This is a genomic window from Chromobacterium haemolyticum (assembly GCF_009936155.1).
GTDB lineage: Bacteria > Pseudomonadota > Gammaproteobacteria > Burkholderiales > Chromobacteriaceae > Chromobacterium > Chromobacterium haemolyticum.
Genome location: NZ_AP019312.1, coordinates 1205097 through 1225230, shown reverse-complemented (window position 1 = coordinate 1225230; position 20134 = coordinate 1205097). Strand labels below are relative to the sequence as shown.

At 61.7% G+C, this 20134-nt stretch carries 18 protein-coding genes and 1 riboswitch; of the genes, 10 read left to right on the top strand and 8 right to left on the bottom strand.

The window, feature by feature from the left end; genetic code table 11:
- Positions 1-70 precede the first annotated feature (70 nt).
- A complete protein-coding gene (gene mscL / locus GYH29_RS05780; protein ID WP_019104144.1) occupies positions 71-529 on the top strand; it encodes a large conductance mechanosensitive channel protein MscL in 459 nt (152 codons plus the stop codon).
- Between the two features lie 98 nt (positions 530-627).
- Positions 628-810: riboswitch (yybP-ykoY riboswitch) on the top strand.
- A 1-nt stretch (position 811) separates the two neighbouring features.
- On the top strand, positions 812-1381 hold the full coding sequence (locus GYH29_RS05775; RefSeq protein WP_019104143.1) for a TMEM165/GDT1 family protein: 570 nt from the start codon (positions 812-814) through the stop codon (positions 1379-1381).
- Positions 1382-1446: 65 nt separating this feature from the next.
- On the opposite strand, the gene GYH29_RS05770 is transcribed toward GYH29_RS05775, so the two are convergent.
- The 3 genes from GYH29_RS05770 to GYH29_RS05760 form a co-directional block, all read right to left on the bottom strand.
- The gene (locus GYH29_RS05770) at positions 1447-3267 is read right to left on the bottom strand and encodes a methyl-accepting chemotaxis protein (RefSeq protein WP_118266741.1); all 1821 of its coding nucleotides are present in this window, start codon (positions 3265-3267) and stop codon (positions 1447-1449) included.
- A 199-nt stretch (positions 3268-3466) separates the two neighbouring features.
- Entirely contained in the window at positions 3467-4066 is a 600-nt protein-coding gene (locus tag GYH29_RS05765; protein ID WP_161523355.1) for a methyltransferase domain-containing protein, read from the bottom strand.
- A gap of 8 nt (positions 4067-4074) precedes the next feature.
- On the bottom strand, positions 4075-4467 hold the full coding sequence (locus GYH29_RS05760) for a DUF1289 domain-containing protein (protein WP_198001642.1): 393 nt from the start codon (positions 4465-4467) through the stop codon (positions 4075-4077).
- Between the two features lie 94 nt (positions 4468-4561).
- On the opposite strand from GYH29_RS05760, the gene GYH29_RS05755 reads away from it, so the two are divergent.
- The gene (locus tag GYH29_RS05755) at positions 4562-4813 is read left to right on the top strand and encodes a hypothetical protein (protein WP_019104139.1); all 252 of its coding nucleotides are present in this window, start codon (positions 4562-4564) and stop codon (positions 4811-4813) included.
- 55 nt (positions 4814-4868) lie between these two features.
- Here GYH29_RS05755 and GYH29_RS05750 read toward each other — a convergent pair whose 3' ends face one another.
- Positions 4869-6158 carry an NAD(P)/FAD-dependent oxidoreductase gene (locus GYH29_RS05750; protein WP_019104138.1) on the bottom strand — a complete coding sequence of 430 codons (1290 nt, stop codon included), beginning with the start codon at positions 6156-6158 and terminating at the stop codon, positions 4869-4871.
- Between the two features lie 133 nt (positions 6159-6291).
- Positions 6292-7470, bottom strand: coding sequence for an ABC transporter ATP-binding protein (locus GYH29_RS05745; protein WP_161523353.1), 1179 nt, complete (start codon positions 7468-7470; stop codon positions 6292-6294).
- Positions 7471-8129: 659 nt separating this feature from the next.
- Here GYH29_RS05745 and GYH29_RS05740 point away from each other — a divergent pair.
- The 3 genes from GYH29_RS05740 (at position 8130) to sbcB (ending at position 11241) form a co-directional block, all read left to right on the top strand.
- Complete coding sequence (locus tag GYH29_RS05740; protein ID WP_043635791.1) at positions 8130-8918, top strand: alpha/beta fold hydrolase; 789 nt, start codon at positions 8130-8132, stop codon at positions 8916-8918.
- 30 nt (positions 8919-8948) lie between these two features.
- Complete coding sequence (locus GYH29_RS05735) at positions 8949-9737, top strand: enoyl-CoA hydratase-related protein (protein WP_161523352.1); 789 nt, start codon at positions 8949-8951, stop codon at positions 9735-9737.
- 88 nt (positions 9738-9825) lie between these two features.
- On the top strand, positions 9826-11241 hold the full coding sequence (gene sbcB, locus GYH29_RS05730) for an exodeoxyribonuclease I (protein ID WP_114153017.1): 1416 nt from the start codon (positions 9826-9828) through the stop codon (positions 11239-11241).
- Between the two features lie 547 nt (positions 11242-11788).
- Here sbcB and GYH29_RS05725 read toward each other — a convergent pair.
- From GYH29_RS05725 to GYH29_RS05715, 3 genes are all read right to left on the bottom strand, one after another.
- Positions 11789-12064 carry a hypothetical protein gene (locus tag GYH29_RS05725; protein ID WP_161523351.1) on the bottom strand — a complete coding sequence of 92 codons (276 nt, stop codon included), beginning with the start codon at positions 12062-12064 and terminating at the stop codon, positions 11789-11791.
- Complete coding sequence (locus GYH29_RS05720; protein WP_161523350.1) at positions 12061-13104, bottom strand: DMT family transporter; 1044 nt, start codon at positions 13102-13104, stop codon at positions 12061-12063. Before GYH29_RS05720 ends, GYH29_RS05725 begins: the two co-directional genes overlap by 4 nt.
- A gap of 239 nt (positions 13105-13343) precedes the next feature.
- Positions 13344-15152: a PAS domain-containing protein gene (locus GYH29_RS05715; RefSeq protein WP_161523349.1), complete on the bottom strand. Its 1809-nt coding sequence runs from the start codon at positions 15150-15152 to the stop codon at positions 13344-13346.
- Between the two features lie 326 nt (positions 15153-15478).
- Here GYH29_RS05715 and GYH29_RS05710 point away from each other — a divergent pair, with 326 nt between their 5' ends.
- From GYH29_RS05710 to miaA, 4 genes are all read left to right on the top strand, one after another.
- On the top strand, positions 15479-16948 hold the full coding sequence (locus tag GYH29_RS05710; RefSeq protein ID WP_161523348.1) for an aldehyde dehydrogenase family protein: 1470 nt from the start codon (positions 15479-15481) through the stop codon (positions 16946-16948).
- A 50-nt stretch (positions 16949-16998) separates the two neighbouring features.
- Positions 16999-18702, top strand: coding sequence for a choline dehydrogenase (gene betA / locus GYH29_RS05705; protein WP_161523347.1), 1704 nt, complete (start codon positions 16999-17001; stop codon positions 18700-18702).
- A gap of 22 nt (positions 18703-18724) precedes the next feature.
- On the top strand, positions 18725-18985 hold the full coding sequence (locus GYH29_RS05700; protein WP_019103463.1) for a CBU_0592 family membrane protein: 261 nt from the start codon (positions 18725-18727) through the stop codon (positions 18983-18985).
- A 168-nt stretch (positions 18986-19153) separates the two neighbouring features.
- The gene (gene miaA / locus GYH29_RS05695) at positions 19154-20131 is read left to right on the top strand and encodes a tRNA (adenosine(37)-N6)-dimethylallyltransferase MiaA (protein WP_161523346.1); all 978 of its coding nucleotides are present in this window, start codon (positions 19154-19156) and stop codon (positions 20129-20131) included.
- Positions 20132-20134 lie beyond the last annotated feature (3 nt).

The following is a 20134-nucleotide window of genomic DNA, read 5'->3' as shown; positions in this document are numbered from 1 at the left end:
TGCACTTGAGGTGGAGTGCAGCCAATTGAATACTCTATAATCGTTAACGCTATTTAAACAGAGGTTAACCATGTCCATTATCAAAGAATTCAAAGAATTTGCCATGAAAGGCAATGTCATCGACCTGGCGGTCGGCGTGGTTATCGGCGGTGCCTTCGGCGCCATCGTCAAATCGCTGGTTGACGATGTGATCATGCCCCCCATCGGCTTGCTGGTAGGCAATGTTGATTTCTCCAATATGTTCTTCGTACTAAAAGAAGGCAGCAAGCAGCTTGGACCTTATGTGTCGGTGGCCGCGGCCAAGCAAGCTGGCGCCGTCACACTGAATATCGGCTTATTCATCAACGCCATGGTCAGCTTCACCATAGTGGCCTTCGCTATTTTCATGCTGGTCAAGGCCATCAATCGACTGAAGCGCGAAGAGCCTGCCGCCGCCGCGCCGGCTCCCGCCACCAAAGAGTGCCCATTCTGCGCATCCAATATTCCGGAAAAGGCTTCTCGCTGCCCTCAGTGCACATCTCAACTCTAAGAGCCTGTTCAATGTCTGCTGCGCTTTAGCGATACGCAGCAGATCGTAAACAGGTTCCAAGCCCGCCGATTGCCCCGCTACGCCAACTGATTTAGAATCAGCTAGATCTGGGGGAGTAGCCTCGGCGCGGTTTTCAGCGCCGGCATGCATCAACAAGCTTGGCCGTCACGGCCATGGTGCATGCGACGAAAACTTCCGTTTGGCAAGACCCATGACATGTCTGCGCAATGCGGGGCTGCGGCGCGGGCTTGTCATGGCGTATGCGCAGCCCCCGGAGTCTTCATGGAAGCCTTTCTCATTTCCACCGGAATCGTCGCCCTGGCTGAAATCGGCGACAAAACTCAATTGCTCGCACTGATGCTGGCCGGCCGCTACCGCAAGCCGGTTCCCATCGTTTTCGGCATCTTCGTCGCCACTTTGCTCAATCATTTCGCCGCCGCAGCGGTGGGTCACTGGCTAATGAGCAAAATTGGCCCGGATCTCATGCGTTGGGGGCTGGGCCTTTCCTTTCTCGCCATGGCGGGCTGGATGCTGATTCCGGACAAGCTGGATGAAGATAGCCGGCTCCTAGAGCGGTTTGGCGTTTTCGGCACCACCTGTATCGCTTTCTTTATCGCGGAAATGGGCGATAAGACACAGTTGGCCACCGTCGCCTTGTCCGCGCGCTTTCCCGACGCCTTGCTGCTGGTGGTGGCCGGCACCACTTTGGGCATGATGCTAGCGAATGTGCCCGCGGTGCTCTTGGGCGAGGTGGCCGCGAAGAAGTTGCCGCAAAAAATGGTGCACACTATTGCCGCGCTGCTGTTTGCCGGCCTGGGCGTCGTCACTCTACTGACCCCCCTGCAAATTTGAAGCACAGCTCAAAACAAAACGGAGGCCGCGGCCTCCGTTTTGTTTTGCTTCCACCCGGCAACATATCAGTTCCGGCCGGCTCCGCGTCCAAGCGATTCCAGCAGTTCCTCCGGGTTGAAGCCCAGTCGGAAGCCGCCCCAATGCTTGCCTGACAGCATGATGGGCAGCACCACCTCCGACAACACTTCTCCAGTATCGCGGGTGTACGTCTGCAACAGGAAGGATTGTGTGCTGCGAGCCGCCCGCAGGCCGGCGACGTCGGCAAACTTGCGCTTGTCTCGGCTATTGATCAAGTCCTTGGCCGGATCCCCGCTCAAGGGCTGGCTATACCAACTATTGTGAGTCGGCGCGTAGCCATTGGTATCCACCGCCAGACAGAACACACCGCCTGGCACGGACTTGGCGGCGCGGTCGTACACTGGCTGCATCAGCTTTTCCAGTTTGGCGTCGTACTGCGTGCGGAACTTGGCAGGCTTGGCGCCAGCGATGGGCTGGTAGTTTTGATCGAACAGCGGTACGCCCGCGGCCAGCTGCGCGGTCATGATGGCTTGCAACTCATCCCGCGCCCCCCTGGCCGTCTGCATGATCTGGTCGAACTCGCCCTCGCCCAAAATGAAGCGCGCCACTAACTGCTGCACCTGCTCCGCAGCCCCGGACAGCTTGGTGGCCGACTCTTCCGTATGGTTCAGGCGGTCCGTCACCTGATGACCTAGCTCGTGAATTTCCGCCACATGAAGATTGACCTGTCCATTAGAAGCGACGAACTCCGACATGGTGGCGGCGATCTGACTGAGACTATTCGCCGTTGTTTCAAAGTCTCCCATCATCTTGCTGAAATGCTCCGACGCCTTGGAGACGATTTCGCGAGCAGACTTGGTGTCCTCGGTGATCTGGGCGGTTTCCACCTGGGTTTCCGACACCAGCCCCAGCATATCGTCGATATTATGCGAAATCTCGTCCGTCGCTTTTTTGACTCGCTCCGCCAGCTTGCGCACTTCATCGGCCACCACGGCGAAACCGCGTCCGCTCTCGCCGGCCCGCGCCGCTTCGATCGCCGCGTTCAAAGCCAACAAATTGGTCTGATCCGACACATCCTTGATCAGATCCACAATGGTCTTGATGCTGGACGAGCGCTGGCTCAAATCATCCACAGTGTGGTTGAAATGGCCCACCTTCTGATTAATGCCGTAAATGCTCTCAGCCACGGACTTGAGCTCGGCGTAGGACTCCCGCGCCACGTCCAGGTTGGCCAGGGTGGTGGATGAAATCGCCTGGGTCTGCTCTGTGACCTGGCCCACGCCCTCGGTGCTCTGATCACTGGCGGCCCGGACTTGCGTCGCCAACTGATCCTGTTTGCGCGCCCCCTCCAGCGACTCAACCACATTCTTTCGGGTGCGCGCCGAATCCATCGCGATCCGCACCGTCATCAACCGCACATTGCTAATGATTTCGCGCATTTTCAGCAGAAAACGGTTATACGACAGCGACAGTTCGCGGATTTCGTCATGGGTGATGGTGGGAATGTCTCTGGACAGATCGCCCTCGCCGGCGCCTATTTCATTGAAAATCCGGATAATCATTTTTAGAGGCCGGACAATCAAAAAACGAAGATACCAGACCATAAAGGCAATGAAGACGAAGCTGATCATCCACAGCGCCATCGTCCAAAACAGGGCTCCGTCTATGCTGGACTCGATGCCCGCCAACACTTGGGGCGAAGCGACTTGCCCTTTCAGCAGGCTCCGAATGTCTTCCAGAACATAATAAACATAAGCCACCATGCCCAACTGAAACAGGCTGATAAAAAAGAAACTGCACAATTTCTTGGTCAACGTATCCCAGAAAGTCTTTTCCACCAGGGTATACACGCGCCAGAACCACTGCATGACTTCTCCTCTTGCTCCGCAATCCTGTTCAGCGCCTGATTCAGGCCCCGCGCCATCCGGCGCTTTGGACCTGATTGCCGCTGTTATCTAGAATTATTGTTGTTTATTGACTTCAGTCAGCCATCCTAAGCGATGGCGGCCTTGTTTTTGGAATAGTTGGCGGACTATTGATTATCATCAAATAGGCAATGCCAATGTATTACAAATCTTCGCTTCCGTGTTGCCTTCTCCACACCATCCAGAACTCCTGACCGCCAAATACCGGCACGCCGTCCTCCTGCGGCTGACAGCTCTCCAACGCGAAAGCCGGCTCCAGCAAAGCGCTTAAGGCCGACATGCTCAGGCCGAACGGCGGGCCGCGCGAGGTGTCCGCGATGAAGAACACGCCCGCCAGCGTGCCGCCGGAGCGCAGCAAACGAGCCATGTGCTCCGCATAGCGTGTATGCAGGCGGGGCGGCAGCGCGCAGAGAAAGGCACGCTCAAACACCGCGTCGAAAGGCGGCTCGTGCTCGACGGCGAAAAAATCCGCCTGCTGGATATGAGCGGCCGCCTGCGGCCATTGCGCGCGCGCGATCGCCACGGCCTGCTCGCTGAAATCGATGGCCAACACCTGATGGCCGCAGTCCAGCAACAAGGGTAAATCTCCGGCGCTGCCGCAGCCTGGAAGCAGGATTCGGCTGGCCGGCTGACGCTGAAAAAACGCCAAGGCCTCCGGACTGGTTTGCGCACCCTCCCAAGGGGTCACGCCATCGCGATAACGCACATCCCAAAACTCGGTCAAAGAACTATCCTGCGCCATCTCTCCTCCTAGTGATGCTCAGCCCCTGCCTGCTCTCTCAGGAAGGCGGCAACCTGCGCCGGGCTCCAGCCGGCGCAATCCCGCTGGCAAACCGCACCGTCCCTCTCTCGCCAAAACAGGCAGTCTCCATCCATGCGGAACCATAAGGACAGGCAAGGCACGCTCATCCACTCGCCGTCCTCAACTTGGTGAAGCTCCGGCAGGCAAGTGAAGACCGCGGCGATCTTCAACCCTCGCTGGCGCAGCGGCAGTTGCAACCAGACCCGTTCCCGCTCCTCCGCGTCCATAAAACACCAATTCGAGATTTCATCAAAGCTGCGCGCGCAGCCGCGGCAGATATCGTCGCCCACCGCGGTGGAACACACAGCGATGCAAGGCGAGTCAGGCCGTTCTGTCGTCATACCCGCCCCTTGAAACAATAATGTCATATTTCTTGACGCACCAAACTAAAGTGTCAGATAAATGAATAGTCATAAAAATAAAATATCCGCTGTCATGACCCGCAACGAAACCTTGATTTTCCGCACGCTGCGCCTGCTGCAGACCATGCACATCCAGTACCTGGACGAACACAAACTGTTTCTAGCGCTCTCTCGCGAATCCGGCGGCGAATACAGCGCGGACGACGTTCACGAGCATCTAGTCTACATGGAGCAAAACGGCTTGCTCAAACCCATCCGCACCGCGGACAACCATACCGCCTACGCGCTGGATTGGGGCGGCTACGATTATCTGGACCCCTCCTGAAAAGCAAAAAGGCAGCGCGAAGGCTGCCCATGATCCGCAACGCGTCAGCGCCGGTTCATAAATAATCCCGCATCCGGAAATAAGCCATGCCCAGCACCAAGGCCGGCGTGCGCAACCAGCGGCCGCCGGGAAAGTGATTATGACGAATCTTGGCGAACAGGTCGAAACGCGAAGCGTCGCCGGCCACCGCCTCCGCCACCACCTTGCCGGCCAAACCGGTGATGTTGACACCGTGTCCGGAAAAACCCTGAAGGTAATAGATATTACCGTCCAAGCGTCCAAAATCAGGGGCACGGTTTGCCGTGATATCGCAGAATCCGCCCCAAGCGTAGTCGATCTTGACGTCTGCCAGTTGCGGGAACACCCGCAACATGTCGCTGCGCATGCCTGCGGCTAGATTGGTCGGCTCGCGTCCGGAATAGCTGACCTTCCCGCCGAACAACAAACGGTGGTCGGAGGACAAGCGATAGTAATCCAGCACGAAATTGGTGTCGCACACCGCCATGTCGTTGGCGATCAGAGCCTCGGCCCGCTCCTTGCCCAAGGGTTCGGTGGCAATTACATAGGTGCCGGCCGGCATGATCCGCCGCTCCAATTCCGGCACCAGCGCGCCAATATAGGAGTTGCAAGCCAACACCACCTGGGTGCAATTGACCACGCCCTGCTCAGTCGCCACTTGCGGCCGCGCGTCGCGGGTCAGGCGCAATGCCGGGCTTTGCTCGTAAATGGCGACGCCCGCCTCGCGCGCGGCTCGAGCCAGCCCCAGCGCATAGTTCAAGGGATGCAGATGACCCGAGCGCGGATCGTAAAGGCCTCCCTGATAGCGCTCGCTGGCTAGCCGCCTTCTGAGTTCGGCCTTATCCCACAGCTGCATGCCGCTGTAGTCATAGGTCTGCGCCGCCTCTCGCTGCCAGTCCTCCAATTCCTGCATATGCCGCGGCTTGACCGCCACGCTGACATAGCCGCGTCGCCAATCGCAGTCGATGCGGTGCTGGCTCACCCGCTGCTCAATGATCTCCACCGCCTCCACCGACATATTCCACATCTGCTTTGCCAGGCTGTCGCCCAGCTGCGCGCGCAACGTGTCAATGCCGCAGGCGAACCCGGCAATCACCTGTCCGCCGTTGCGCCCAGAAGCGCCAAAGCCTATCTGCGCGCCTTCCAACAAGACGACGGAAAATCCTCGCTCCCGCAGATTCAACGCCGCCGACAAACCCGCCAGCCCGCCGCCCACCACACAGACATCGCAGTCGACCGCACCTTGCAACGCCGCCCCGGGCTCCCAAGGCCGAGCGGTGGCGGCGTAATAGGATGGCGCATGGGCTTGATGGGCAAAACGAAGCATGGAAACCTCTCATGAAGACAAATGATGCGGCGGCAGGATCAAGGGATGGACAAACGCGTCAAAGCCTTTCCTTTCGCGATGGAAGATGAAAAAAGCGGATGCCCGGCCGCGGGCATCCGCTTGCGGGCAGTTCTTACCGGGTCAAAACCACAGGAACATCCTGCCGCCAGCTGACGAACACCGCGTCGCCCCAGGTTGGCGCGGTTTCGCCCGCGTCATACCAGCGCGAAGACGGCACCACCGATTTGACGACCTTGCCGCTGGCCAGTTTCACGTGATAGATGGAATAACTGCCCAGATAAGCGATGTCCTCCACCACGCCGGCTGCGAGATTAGGCCCCGCCGGCAGCGGTTTGATGTCCAGCCGCACATCTTCCGGGCGAATGCTGGCCCAAACACGCATGCCCTTGGGGCCGGTAATCCCGTGATCGATGCGGATGTCCCCGCCCAGCTCCGGCGAGCGGATTTCCACCAGGTCCGGCTCGTCCACCACCACCGCGCCCTCGAAAATATTACTCTCGCCAATGAACTCCGCGGTGAAGCGACAGTTGGGGTAATCGTAAATTTCAGACGGCGTGCCCACTTGCAACAAGGAGCCCTCGCTCATGATGCCGATGCGGCTGGCCATGGTCATCGCCTCTTCCTGATCATGAGTCACCATGATGCAGGTCACCCCCACCTGTTCGATGGTGTTGACCAGTTCCAATTGGGTCTGTTGGCGGAGTTTTTTGTCCAGAGCGCCCAAGGGCTCATCCAGCAGCAGCAGCTTGGGGCGCTTGACCAGGCTGCGCGCCAGCGCCACGCGTTGCTGCTGACCGCCCGACAACTGATGCGGCTTGCGGTTGGCGTACTTGCGCATCTGCACCAGGTCCAGCATCTTGCCCACCCGCTCGGCGATCTCGTCCCGGGACACCTTATCCTGCTTCAAACCAAAGGCCACGTTCTGCTCCACCGTCATATGCGGAAACAACGCGTAGCTCTGGAACATCATGTTCACCGGCCGCTCGTACGGCTGCAGGCCCTGCATGTCTTCCCCGTCGAGGATGATGCGGCCCGAAGTCGGCGTCTCCATCCCCGCCAACATGCGCAACAGCGTGGACTTGCCGCAGCCGGAGCTGCCGAGCAAGGCGAAAATTTCATTTCTGCGGATATCCAGATCGACATGATCCACCGCGACATGATCGCCGAACTTTTTCAGCACGCCGGCAATGCGCAGATAAGCCTTGTCTGCGTCGGTCTGCGCCTCGGCGGCTTGGGCGTTGTAGGCGGAAAAAGCGGCTTGGGCCGGTTTGGCGGCAACAGCTTGCGTCATTGAGTCGTTCCCTCTATTGCAGTTCCGCAGCGGCGCGGGCCTGCTGCGTCCGCCGCGCGGCCCTCGTTTCGAGGCGGCGGGCGGCAATCGAATGCCTTGCTTGATGATCGCGCCGGCCGGGGCCGGCGCGCATGGGGTCAAGAGTCCGTCCGGCTTTCCGCGCCGGCCGGCGGCCCCGCCGCGAGGGCGCGTGGCCATGCCGCCACCGCCGTGTCCGTTGCCAACATGATGTCTCCTCTGTGCGGCGCCGAGAGCTGCCGCGGCCGGACGGCCGCGACGACAGCAAGCGCCTTTGTCGTTTTAGTCTTGAACAGAAGCCTATGCCACGTTTAATAAATTTGACAACATCTAGTGCAAACACTCTCGAAAAATTATCTCCGCTGTGGCGCGCGCGCCTCACCCGGACAGATCAGCAAGGCCCGCCAATCCGGCGGGCGCGATCAAGATGGCCGGCAAACGCGGCATGATCGTTATTGTTTAATTCGTCAAACACTTTACCCTTATCCAACGCTTGGGAACCGCCAGCGTAAATGCCGGCGTTGCGCCGGCCCGTCTTCCTGAGCCCGCGCCGCCAGCAAATTGCCCCGCAAGCGCCGGCTCGCTCTAGAATGAAGCATGCATGTTGACGTCGCCCAACGCCTGACCAAAGGAAAAACGCCATGCCCTATGCCGAAATCTCAGGACACAATGTCTATTACGAACTCAGCGGGCAGGGCGCCCAAGTGCTGGTGCTATTCAATGGCATCACCATGTCCACCGCAGCCTGGGCTCTGCTCCAGCCTCAATTGGAGCCGCATTTCCAGCTGTTGCGCTTCGATTTTCTCGGCCAGGGCCAAAGCGACCACCCCGGCGGCGACAAATATCCGCTCGGCGAACAAGCCGACCTCGCCGCCGGTCTGTTGAATCATTTGGGCATTGCCGAGGTCTATCTCACCGGCTTGTCTTACGGCGGCATGGTGGCGCAGCACTTCGCGCACCGTCATCCCAACCGCGTGTCGCGCCTGCTGTTGGCCGCCACGCTGGCTTGGGCCGACAGCGTCAACAATCACATCAGCGACAGCTGGATCGCGGCCAATCAAAGCGGCGGGCTGGACTTGCGCTACGCGGTCAGCGTCCCCTGGCTGTTTTCCAGCCGTTTTCTCGCCAGCAACGCCGCCATGCTGGACGATATGAAGTTGATTGCCGGCATGGTGGACTGGGATGCGGTGATCCGGCTGATCGCCGGCGTCACCGAGCACGACGCGCGGACCTGGCTGCACGAGCTGGCCATGCCCTGCCATATACTGGTTGGCGACGAAGACCGCCTGACGCCCTTGTATCAGGCCGAATTGCTGCGCGAACGCCTGCCCGCCGCGCAGCTGGAAATCCTGCCGGGCGCCGGCCATGTATTGCATATCGAGGCCGCGGACGCCTTTGTCCGCAGCATTATCCGTTTTGGCCACAGCTAAAACGCCCATCGTCAGAACAAGGAGAACCGAATGACCGTCGAGTCCGTTTTGCTTGCCGTTGATCCAAAGGGAATCGCCACCATCACCCTCAACCGCGCCGAGCTGCTGAACGCGCTGGACGACAACACCGTCGGCCTGCTGACCGCGATGCTGGAAACCCTGGCCGAAGACCCGAGCGTGCGCGCCGTGGTATTGACCGGCAGCGGCATCAGCTTTTCCGCCGGACACGATATCGACTGGATGCGGCGGATGGCCGGTTTCGGACGCGAAGAGCTGGAACGCCACGCCCGCCTTCTGGCCAAGCTGCTGCGCACGCTGGACACCTTGCCCAAGCCCACCATCGCCAAAATTCAGGGATCCGCCTTCGGCCTGGGCGCAGGGCTGGTCGCCTGCTGCGACGTGTCCATCGCCAGCTCGGAAGCGCTGTTCAGCTTTTCCGAAGTCAAACTGGGGGTCATCCCCGCGCTGGTGGCGCCCTATATGGTCCGCGCCATCGGAGAGAGATCAACGCGCCGTTACTTCATGACCGCGGAGCGCTTCAACGCCGGCAAGGCCAAGCGCCTGGGACTGGTGCACCAAGTGGTGGAAAGTGATGAGCTGGACATGGCGGTGGACTTCCTGATCAACCATCTGCTGATCAACGGCCCGGCGGCCATGCTGGAAGCCAAACGCTTGCTGGCCGACATCGCGGGCCTGGACGTGGGGGAAGACAGCATGGAAATCTGCATCCAGCGCATAGTCTCCGTCCGCCTGAGCGAAGAGGGCCGCGAAGGCATCCAGGCCATGCTGGAAACACGCAAACCCTCATGGATGGATTGAGCGCCGCGGACGCACGAGAACGGCGCGGCTGGCCCCGCCGCCCCTATGGATGCGACAATGCGGCCAACTTCACCGCATTGTTGCCGCCATGTCCAATCACAGCTTCTTTTGGCACGATTACGAAACCTTCGGCGCCGTGCCCCGCCAGGACCGCCCGTCGCAGTTCGCCGGCATCCGCACCGACGCCGATCTCAATGAAATCGGCGAACCGGTCATGCTCTACGCCCGGCCGGCGCCCGATTACCTGCCGTCTCCGGTGGCCTGCCTGCTGACCGGCATCACCCCGCAGTGGTGCTTGCAGCATGGCGTGGCCGAGCACGAATTCGCCGGCGTGATCGAACGCGAACTGGCGACGCCGGGCACGATTGGAGTTGGTTACAACTCAATCCGCTTCGACGACGAAGTCACCCGCTTTCTGTTCTGGCGCAATCTGATGGACCCCTACGCGCGCGAATGGCAGAACCAATGCGGCCGCTGGGATCTGCTGGACCTGGTGCGCGCCACCTTCGCGCTGCGCCCGGACGGCATTCAATGGCCGCAACACGAAGACGGACGTCCCAGCTTCAAACTGGAACATCTAAGCGCCGCCAACGGCCTGGCCCACGAAGCCGCCCACGATGCGCTCTCCGATGTGCGCGCCACCATTGCGCTGGCGCGCCTGATCAAACAGCATCAGCCCAAGCTGTTCGACTTCTACCTGTCGCTGCGCAAAAAAGACGCGGTCAAGGTTCAGCTCAGCCTTCACGCCCCCAGGCCCGTGCTGCACGTTTCCGGCATGTACGGCGCGGAGCGCGGCAATATGGCCGTGGTCTGGCCGCTGGCGGCTCACCCTTACAATGCTAACGAGGTCATCGTCTGGGACTTGTCCCACGACCCCCGCGAACTGCAAGGCCTGGGGCCGGACGCCATCCGCGAACGCTTGTACACCCGCAGCGAAGACCTGCCCGAAGGCGTGCAGCGCCTGCCGCTCAAAACCGTGCATATCAATAAATCGCCCTTCGTGGTCGCCAATCTCAAGGTGCTGAGCCCGGAACGCGCCGCGCATTGGGGCCTGGACATGGAGCAAGTCCAGCGGCACGCGGACTACGCCGGCGCCTTGCCGGACCTGACCCCGGTCTGGAGAAAAGTCTATAAGCGCGAGTCAGGCGAGCCCCGCGACGTCGACGAGAACCTCTACGGCGGATTCGTTTCAAATAACGACCGCAAAGTGCTGACCAAGCTGCGCCGCATGTCGGCCGACCAGCTCGCCGGTGAAATGGCTTTCTTCGAGGACCCGCAACTGGCCGAACTCTTGTTCCGTTACCGCGCGCGCAACTTCCCGCGTTCCCTGTCCGGCGAGGAGCAACAGCGCTGGCAGACATGGCGCCAAGCCAAGCTTAACGGCGGCCCCGGTCGTGATTTTCAGCAATTCCGTCAAGAACTGGCGGAGGCCCGCGCCGGCGAGCTAAACGAACAGGCGCAAAGCGTGCTGGCACAGTTGGAGGCCTACGCCGCGCAGCTGTAAGAACCCAATCACAGTCTCGCGAGCAAAAGCAAGACAAGGCGAAAACAAGCGAAAAAGCGGAATGGTCGAGGGGTACATGAGCATTTTGAGCTTGTACTCACCGTGCGACGCTTCACGAAGCGCAGCAGACTTTAGAACAGGCTCCAAGACTACAGCGTCCGCACATAACGCCTGGCGACGAACAAAGCCGCCAGGCTCAAACCCACGATCACGATCATCGCCAAGGTCGATGCGCCTTCATAGCCCCAATAACCAGACATATATCTCCCTTTAAAGCCTGTTCATAAATCTGTCACGCCGTGAAGATACGACGTTGCAGCGCCTTCGAAAGGCTGGTGCCTCATCGCCATGCCGCCGTCTCAGAACCCGTTCAAAGTCTCGCGAGCCAGAGCGAGACAAGGCGAAAACGAGCGAAAAGCGGAATGGTCGAGTGCATTTTGAGCTTGCGCTCACCGCGCAGCGCTTCACGAAGCGCGGCAGATTATGAACAGACTCTTAGCCATTCACTCCTTGTCTCGCCGTTACCCGCGCGGTAGCTAACAGGTTCTCAAGCCAAACCGGTCTGGCGCATGCGCTCCAGCCCAAAATCGCTGACGCGATAGTTGAACAGCAGACGCGCCCCCTCTTCTTGCCAGCGCTCGCACAGCGCCACCACCAGGCCGCTGGCGCTCAAATCCGCCAGGCAGGCCCGTACCATGCCCAAACAATAAGCATCATCCGGTTTGTGGTACTCCCTGCAGATGCGCCGGGCCAGCTCCACATCCCACAAACCCGGTTGCCCGGCCAGGGTTTGCAGAATGAAACCTTTGATATGCACCTTCATGCCCCCTCCTCCACATTGCGCACCGCGCCCGGATGGCGCTCACTGTCCGACACCATGACGAAGCCGCCCAGAATCACCAAGGCCAGGCCAATCAGAAAATGCCACTCGGGAAAGTTCAAGGTAAACGCCGCGGTGAACAGCGTCGCGAACAGCGCGTAGAAAGCGCCGATTGCCTGGCCGCGCCCAACACCGATCAAGGGAAAGGATTTGTACCAGGCCACCGCGCAGAAAGCGAAACTGAGACCGCCCACCGCCAAATAGAGCATAGGCCGCCACGACCATAGCTCGCCGGCCAGCGAATACACCGGCAAAGGGGTCAACCAGGCCAACGCCGGCAAAATCAGCAACACCCAATACAGCGCCTCTGCCAGATAACGGATCGCCACCCCGCAATCGGGATCGGTCACATCCATCGCTCGTCCAACGATGGCGCCCTCCAGCCCCCAGCCCAGCGCGGCCAGCGCGCCGCCCAGATAGCCCAGCCAGCGCGCGGCGCCCTCTCCGGCCAGGTCGCCTGACAGGCCCGGCGCGTAAATCGCCGCCCCTCCCAGCACGATCACCGCGATGCCCAGTGCCGCGCGGCGGCCTATCCGCTCGTGATACCACAGGCGCGCCACCGCCGCGCCCACCACCGGGTACAACAGGCCAGCCACTGCGGCGAACACCGCGCCCACATAGCCCATCGCCAGGTAGGAGCCGAAATTGGCCATCAAACCGCCCAATACCGCCGCCAGGAAATACCACTTGGAAATGCCGCCGAAACGCCATAGCGTGCGAAAGAAGTCGGCCAGCTTGCCCAAGGCCGCCAGCCATAACAATTGAAACGCCGCCACCAGGCAAGCGTGAAAAGCCGTCAACACCGCGGCCGCCATCAAAAACGGCTCGGGACGCCCTTGCGCCAGCCCGGCCAGCGGCGCCTCGTGCCACACTGCGGCGCCCGGCACATACCATGCGCCCCACAACACCGCCGCACAAAGCGCCCAGCCATAGCCCCAGCGGGTCCGGCGGCGGAGATACTGCTGTCTGTGGATGCTGTTCATAGCGCGTCAGCTCCGGTTATCGGACGCCGCCCACACACCCTGCGGCGCCTACTCTGGGTTGAAACGCAACAAGACTCTATCCATCTGCCTTGCCAGACGAGGCACAAAAATTACCATAAGTTAATTTTTTTACCAACAGTAAATCAAAATGCCGTCGCCAATATGTGACCGCAAAGCGGGCGCAAAAAAGCCCGCCGACAAGCGGCGGGCTCCGTATCCTCCTTGGCAAACCGCAGGAATCAGCGCGGCCCCAGGGCTCCAATCAAGCGATCCACCGCGCCGTCGCTTCCCCGCTCCACAGCCAAGGACAACACCAGCGGCAAGGTTTTGCCGCCCTCGGCATGCCATAGCACATCCAGCTGCGCGCGGCTGGACATATTGAATATCCCTTCCAGGCTGTCCAACCAGCCCTGCCTCGACACGATGCGCAAGCCATCCAGAAAACGCTGTTCGGGGGCCTCCTCCAAGGCTTCGCCGAACAACAGCCGCGCGGCCTGCGGCGACAAGCGCAAGCGCCCGGCGGCAAGGTCCCACTCCCAGCTAGCCATGGCTATGGACTGCAGCGCCAGCTCGCTACGGAGCCGGGCCTCCTCCAGCGCGCGGCGGGCGGCGCGGCGCTCGGCCGCTTCCTCCACTACGGCAATCAAATGCCATGGCTCGCCGCTCACGGGATGACGGCTCAGCGAGACGCTGACATTCACCCAGACATGGCCGCCCTGTTTGCGCAGCAAACGCTTCTCCAGCGAAAAACTGGCCACTTCCCCGCTCAGCAGCCTATCCAACCTCAATAGATTGTCTTCCAGATCCTCGGGATGGGTCAGTTGCTGAAAGCTCATCCCCTCCATCTCCTGCGGCGGATAACCGGCCATCTCGGCCAGGCGCCGGTTCACCTTGAGCCAACGTCCGTCCAGACCCAGATGCGCCAACCCCAGCGCCGCCTGTTCGAAAATCTCCCGAAAGCGCTCCTCGCTCTCGCTGTAGGCCAGCGCGGCCTGTCGGGTGTCGGTCACGTCTTGGGTAGCGCCTATCATCGCCTCCGCCCGCCCTTCCCCGTACAAGACCTCGCCCTCTTCGTGGATATGTCGGCGACGGCCGTCAGGCAGCAAGATGCTGTACTCCACGCAATAGGGTTGGCGCTCGTCTATCGCCCGTCGGATGGCCTGATCAATGCGCCCCCTGTCCTCCGGCGCCATCGCGGCGAAGTAGCGCTCCATCGTTACTTTGAAGGCCTGCGGTTGCCAGCCGAAAATCCGGTAGGCCTCGTCCGACCAGATACAGTCGTCGTTGCGCACGTCCCAAAACCAGCTTCCCAGATGAGCAATGGACTGCGCCTTGTCCAGAATGGCCTGGTTCTGGCGCAGCGCCTGCTCGGCCAGGCAACGCTGGGTGATGTCGAAGCTGACGCCTATCATCTTGACCGGCCGGCGGTCCGCGTCCGGCACGCAAGTGGCGCGCGAGGCGATCCAGCGCGTTTCGCCCGTTGGCCAGCGCACGCGAAACTCCGCCTCGTAAGCAAGACCGGAACTTAAACATGTCTCCAGTTTGGCGCGCAGCGCCGGCGCGTCTGCCGGGTCCAGCGCCAGCCAGAAATCCGTCAACGCGCGAACGGGCCGGCCGAACAGCTGTTCCGCGTTGGCGGAATAGGCCACCGCATCGCTAAGGATGTTCCACTCCCAGGTGACAATGCCGGACACCTCCTGCGCAAACTTCATCCGCGCTTCGCTTTCCATGATCTCTGCCAGATGCTTGCGGCGGATCTCCGTCAATTGCGCGTCCGTGGTCGCCGCCGTGGCCAGATCCAGCACCGCTTGCTCGCCGTAGCGCAGCCAGATCCAGTTCACGCCTAGAAAGTCCGCCAACACCCGCAGCTTGCGGTATTCGATTTCCCCGCCGCGCGTCCATTTGTGGACGGCCGCGGACGACACGCCCAGGGCTTCCGCCACTTGTTTGAGCATGACGCGCTTGCGCCCCAGCACGTCCTTCAGACGAACGGCGAAGGTTTCATCCCCGGCGGGAACAAGGGCTTGACTGAGTTGATTTGACGACACGGAACTGGTAGCGGCGGCGGGCCGCGCCTCCTGGGTAATTGAATGCGAACGGGACGCGGCGATGCGCGCGCGCCACAGCCTGCGGCTGTCGACCCGTCATGTTAACCCAGGCTGGAAAAATCCCGAAGCGGACAAAATAACCCGGCGCAGCCAAACCTCAGCGGGCCTCCGCCCTGGCGGGAACGCGAGCGATATAGCCAAAGCAAATCAAGCCATCGCCACCATAGCCGGATCTAGATTGCAGTCCATGGCTAATCGACACTACAATTAAACTAAAGGTAAATTAATTTACCAATAGTTAATTTTACAATCTGTGCGAGGCTGCCATGATCTCAACCCAGCTCTTCATCGATGGCCAATGGCGCGACGCCGCCAATAGGCAAACCCGTCCGATTCTCAACCCCTGCGATGAAAGCGTGATCGCCGCCGCCGCGGACGGCGGCCTCGCCGACACCCGAGCCGCCATCGCCGCAGCGCGCGCGGCTTTCGATCACGGCCCCTGGCGCTCCAGCACTCAGCGACAACGCAGCCGTCTGCTGCTGGACATCGCCCAACGGGTGGAACGCGAGAGCGAAAGCCTCGCCGCCTTGGAGACACTGAACACCGGCAAGACCTTAAGCGAGAGCCGCACCGACATGGGCGACATCGCCGCCACCTTCCGTTATTTCGCTGGCCTGGTGGCCACCGAAAGCGGCCAGGTCAATTCCGCTCCTGAGCACGTGATCAGCCGAAGCTTGCACGAGCCGGTGGGCGTCTGCGGCCTGATCACTCCCTGGAACTACCCTTTGCTGCAAGCGGCCTGGAAGATCGCGCCGGCCCTGGGCGCCGGCAATTGCGTGGTGCTCAAGCCCAGCAGCCTGACCCCGCTCAGCAGCTGGCGCTTCACTCAGTTGCTGACAGAGCTGGACTTGCCTCCCGGCGTGTTCAACCTGGTCAGCGGCAGTTCCGAGGTAGGGGCTGAATTGGCGGAGCATGCCGATGTCGACCTGCTGTCCTTCACCGGCGGCGCCCAGGCGGGGGCCAGCATCATGCGCGCCGCCAGCGGCAACTTCAAACGCATCGCCCTGGAGCTGGGCGGCAAGAACCCCAACATCGTCTGCGCCGACGCCGATCTGGACGCCGCCGTCGACTACGCGCTGAACGCCGCCTTCTTTCACGCCGGCCAGGTCTGCTCGGCCGGTTCGCGGCTGCTGCTGCAAGACGAGATTCACGACGACTTCGTGAAGCGGCTGGCGGAACGGCTTCCGCGCATCGTCGTCGGCCCCGGCCAGCAGCCGGACACACAAATGGGACCAGTGCAGTCGGCCCAACAGCACGACAAAATCCTGAGTCTGATCGCCGCAGGAGTGAAAGAAGGCGCCCGTTTGGTCTACGGCGGCGGCCGCCCGGAAGGCGAGCGCTACAGCAAGGGCTACTGGCTGCAACCCACGCTACTGGTCGACGTCCACGCGGACATGCACATCGCCAAGGAAGAGATCTTCGGCCCGGTCATCACCGTGGAGCGCTTTCGCGACGAAGCCAAGGCGCTGCGGCTGGCCAACGACACCCCTTACGGCCTGGCGGCGGCGGTGTGGACCCAAGACCTGGCGCGCGCCAACCGCATGAGCCGCGCGCTGCGCTTCGGCACGGTTTGGGTCAACGACTACCACCCCTACTTCCCGGAAGCGCCGTGGGGCGGCTTCAAATCCAGCGGCATAGGCCGCGAGCTTTCGCGCATCGGCCTGGACGAATACACCGAGCTGAAGCACAGCTACATCAATCTGGCGCCCAAGCCCATGGGGTGGTTCGGCGCTTGAACCTCCCATCGCCCGGCCCCCGCCTTCGTTCACGTCCGAGGAGAATCAAGATGAGCACCACTCAGGAATACGACTACATCATCGTCGGCGCCGGCTCCGCCGGCGGCGTGCTGGCGGCGCGGCTGAGCGAGGACAGCGACGTCAGCGTGCTATTGCTGGAGGCGGGCGGCCCGGATTGGCGGCTGGACTGGCGTACCCAAATGCCGGCGGCGCTGGCTTATCCCTTGCAAGGCACCACCTATAACTGGGCCTATATGACCGAACCAGAGCCGCATATGGGCGGACGACGCATGACCCAGGCGCGCGGCAAGGGGCTGGGCGGCTCCTCTCTGATCAACGGCATGGTCTATATCCGCGGCAATGCGCTGGATTATCAGGGCTGGGCCGAGCTGCCGGGTCTTGGCGACTGGAGCTACGCCGATTGCCTGCCTTATTTCCGCAAGGCGGAAACCTACGACAAGGGCACCAACGACTATCACGGCGGCGATGGGCCGCTTCACGTGACCACGCCCAAGGCCGGTATCAGCCCTCTGTTCGAAGCCTTCATCGAGGCCGGCGAGCAAGCCGGCTACCGCCGCACCGACGATCTCAACGGTTACCGCCAGGAGGGCTTCGGCCCGATGGACCGCACCACCACCACACAGGGACGGCGCTGCAGCGTGTCTCTGGCCTATCTGGACGCCGCCCGCGACCGCGCCAACCTTTCGGTGAAAACCCGTGCGCTGGCGGACCGCGTCTTGTTCGACGGCGCGCGCGCCGTCGGCGTGCAATATCTGCAGGGCGAACGCAGCCAACGCGCGCGCGCCTTGCGCGAAGTCATCGTCTGCAACGGCGCGATCGCCTCGCCGCAGCTACTGCTGCGCTCCGGCGTCGGCGACGCCGCCGAGCTCGGCCGCCACGACATCGCCGTGGTCGCCCACCTGCCCGGGGTCGGCGCCAACTTGCAGGACCACCTGGAAATGTATCTTCAGTATGAATGCCTGAAGCCGGTGTCGCTGTACCCGTCGTTGAGCTGGTGGAACAAGGCTCGCATCGGCGCCCAGTGGTATCTGAACGGCAGCGGCCTGGGCGCAAGCAATCACTTCGAAGCCGGCGGCTTCATCCGCAGCGACGAGGGCTTCGCCTTCCCCAATCTGCAATACCATTTCTTGCCGCTGGCGGTGAATTACGACGGCAGCCACGCTGTCAAGATGCACGGTTTCCAATGCCACGTCGGCTCAATGCGCTCGCCCAGCGTCGGCCACGTCAAACTGGCCAGCCGCGACCCCCGCGACCCTCCTCAACTTCAATTCAATTACATGGCCCACGACACCGACTGGCGGGAGTTCCGCGCCGCGGTGCGGCTCACGCGCGAGATCATCGGCCAACGCGCGCTTTCCGCCTTCCGAGGCCGGGAAATCCAACCCGGCGCGCGAGTAAGCAGCGACAACGAAATCGATCACTTCGTCAAAACCCACGCCGAAACCGCGCTGCATCCGTCCGGCACCTGCAAGATGGGCAGCGCCGACGACCCGACGGCGGTGGTCGACCATCAAGGTCGCGTGCACGGCTTGTCCGGCCTGCGCGTGGTGGACGCGTCCATCATGCCGCGCATCGTTACCGGCAATCTGAACGCGCCCACTATCATGATGGCGGAGAAGATCGCCGATCAGATCCGCCAACTGCCGCCGTTGCCGCGCTCGAACGCGCCGTTCTACCAGGCCGCCCGCAAGCAAGCCTCCGCGACGGACGATGCGCAAGCGCTTCCCCTATAGCCGTTTTCCCAGGAGCTTCGCCATGTACGACCTCATCGGCCTGATCGGCGTCATCAGCTATCTGGGCGCTTACCTGGGCAGCCAGCTATTCGGCTTGCGCACATCGGATCTTCGCTATTTCGTCCTGAATCTGCTGGGTCCGGTCTGTATCCTGGTATCGCTGTCCAACCACTTCAACCTGGCGTCCTTCGTCAACCAGTGCATGTGGTTCCTCATCACCCTGGGCGGCTGGTGGCGCGCCAGCCGCCGCCGGGCGCTGCCGGCGCCCGAATCCGGCTCTTGAGAACGTGAACAGGCTCTAAGAACGTGTTTACGATCTCGCGAGCTAGGGCGAGACAAGGCGAAAACGAGCGAAAAAACAGATCGCTAACCGGTTCTGGATCATGGGCGGCGCTGTCCGCCCATGATCCACTTATGCGACAATTCGCCGATTGAACCGCAAGACCCGCTCATGAACGACATCCCGCACGCCATCCTGCTGATGGGCCCCACCGCCTCCGGAAAAACCGGCTTGGCGCTGGAATTGGCTCGACATTTTCCGGTGGAGATCATCAGCGTGGACTCCGCGCTGGTCTATCGCGACATGGACATCGGTACCGCCAAGCCCAGCGCGGCGGAAATGGCGCAATGCCCGCATCACCTGATCGACATCATCAGCCCGCTGCAAAGCTATTCCGCCGCTCAGTTCCACTCCGACGCCAACCGGCTGATCCGCGAGATCAACGCCCGCGGGCGGCTGCCCTTGCTGGTGGGCGGCACCATGCTTTACTACAAGGCCTTGCTGGAAGGCTTATCCGACCTGCCGCGCGCCGACGCCGCGCTGCGCGCGCAATTGGACGCCGACGCCGCGCAAGCCGGCTGGCCGGCGATGCACGCGCGGCTGGCGCAGCTGGACCCGGACACCGCCGCCCGCCTCAACCCCAATGATTCGCAACGCATCCACCGCGCGCTGGAAGTCTGCCTGCTCAGCGGCGAGCCGATGTCACGCTTGCTGGCTCGCGGCAAGGAAGCCGCGGCGGATTTCCGCCTGCTGTCGCTGGGTCTGGTGCCTGCGGAACGCGGCTGGCTGCACCAACGTATCGCACAACGCTTCGAACTGATGCTGGAACAAGATTTCCTGGCCGAAGTGCGGCGCCTGCGCGCCGATTATCCGGCGCTGACGCTGGAGCTGCCGTCGATGCGTTGCGTCGGCTATCGCCAGGCCTGGGAATATCTGGACGGCGCCGGCGATGAGCAAACCTTCATCGACAAGGGCGTCGCCGCCACCCGCCAGTTGGCCAAGCGCCAGCTGACCTGGATGCGCAGCCTGGACCTTGTGCCGGTCAACGCCCAGCGGGCCGACTTGGCCGAAGAGCTGGGCGCCGCCGTCGCCGCCTTCCAGGCCGGCGAGCCCATGCCCGCCGGCCTGCGTTTCAACGGCGTGTATTAATTG

What these genes read in the sequence shown, in the direction of transcription:
- GYH29_RS05725 (WP_161523351.1), bottom strand. Translation starts at nt 12,064, where the DNA reads ATGAAGGTGCATATCAAAGGTTTCATTCTGCAAACCCTGGCCGGGCAA.
- miaA (WP_161523346.1), top strand. Translation starts at nt 19,154, where the DNA reads ATGAACGACATCCCGCACGCCATCCTGCTGATGGGCCCCACCGCCTCC.
- betA (WP_161523347.1), top strand. Translation starts at nt 16,999, where the DNA reads ATGAGCACCACTCAGGAATACGACTACATCATCGTCGGCGCCGGCTCC.
- GYH29_RS05770 (WP_118266741.1), bottom strand. Translation starts at nt 3,267, where the DNA reads ATGCAGTGGTTCTGGCGCGTGTATACCCTGGTGGAAAAGACTTTCTGG.
- GYH29_RS05735 (WP_161523352.1), top strand. Translation starts at nt 8,949, where the DNA reads ATGACCGTCGAGTCCGTTTTGCTTGCCGTTGATCCAAAGGGAATCGCC.
- GYH29_RS05745 (WP_161523353.1), bottom strand. Translation starts at nt 7,470, where the DNA reads ATGACGCAAGCTGTTGCCGCCAAACCGGCCCAAGCCGCTTTTTCCGCC.
- GYH29_RS05700 (WP_019103463.1), top strand. Translation starts at nt 18,725, where the DNA reads ATGTACGACCTCATCGGCCTGATCGGCGTCATCAGCTATCTGGGCGCT.
- GYH29_RS05775 (WP_019104143.1), top strand. Translation starts at nt 812, where the DNA reads ATGGAAGCCTTTCTCATTTCCACCGGAATCGTCGCCCTGGCTGAAATC.
- GYH29_RS05755 (WP_019104139.1), top strand. Translation starts at nt 4,562, where the DNA reads ATGACCCGCAACGAAACCTTGATTTTCCGCACGCTGCGCCTGCTGCAG.
- mscL (WP_019104144.1), top strand. Translation starts at nt 71, where the DNA reads ATGTCCATTATCAAAGAATTCAAAGAATTTGCCATGAAAGGCAATGTC.
- GYH29_RS05720 (WP_161523350.1), bottom strand. Translation starts at nt 13,104, where the DNA reads ATGAACAGCATCCACAGACAGCAGTATCTCCGCCGCCGGACCCGCTGG.
- GYH29_RS05710 (WP_161523348.1), top strand. Translation starts at nt 15,479, where the DNA reads ATGATCTCAACCCAGCTCTTCATCGATGGCCAATGGCGCGACGCCGCC.
- GYH29_RS05740 (WP_043635791.1), top strand. Translation starts at nt 8,130, where the DNA reads ATGCCCTATGCCGAAATCTCAGGACACAATGTCTATTACGAACTCAGC.
- GYH29_RS05765 (WP_161523355.1), bottom strand. Translation starts at nt 4,066, where the DNA reads ATGGCGCAGGATAGTTCTTTGACCGAGTTTTGGGATGTGCGTTATCGC.
- GYH29_RS05750 (WP_019104138.1), bottom strand. Translation starts at nt 6,158, where the DNA reads ATGCTTCGTTTTGCCCATCAAGCCCATGCGCCATCCTATTACGCCGCC.
- sbcB (WP_114153017.1), top strand. Translation starts at nt 9,826, where the DNA reads ATGTCCAATCACAGCTTCTTTTGGCACGATTACGAAACCTTCGGCGCC.
- GYH29_RS05760 (WP_198001642.1), bottom strand. Translation starts at nt 4,467, where the DNA reads ATGACGACAGAACGGCCTGACTCGCCTTGCATCGCTGTGTGTTCCACC.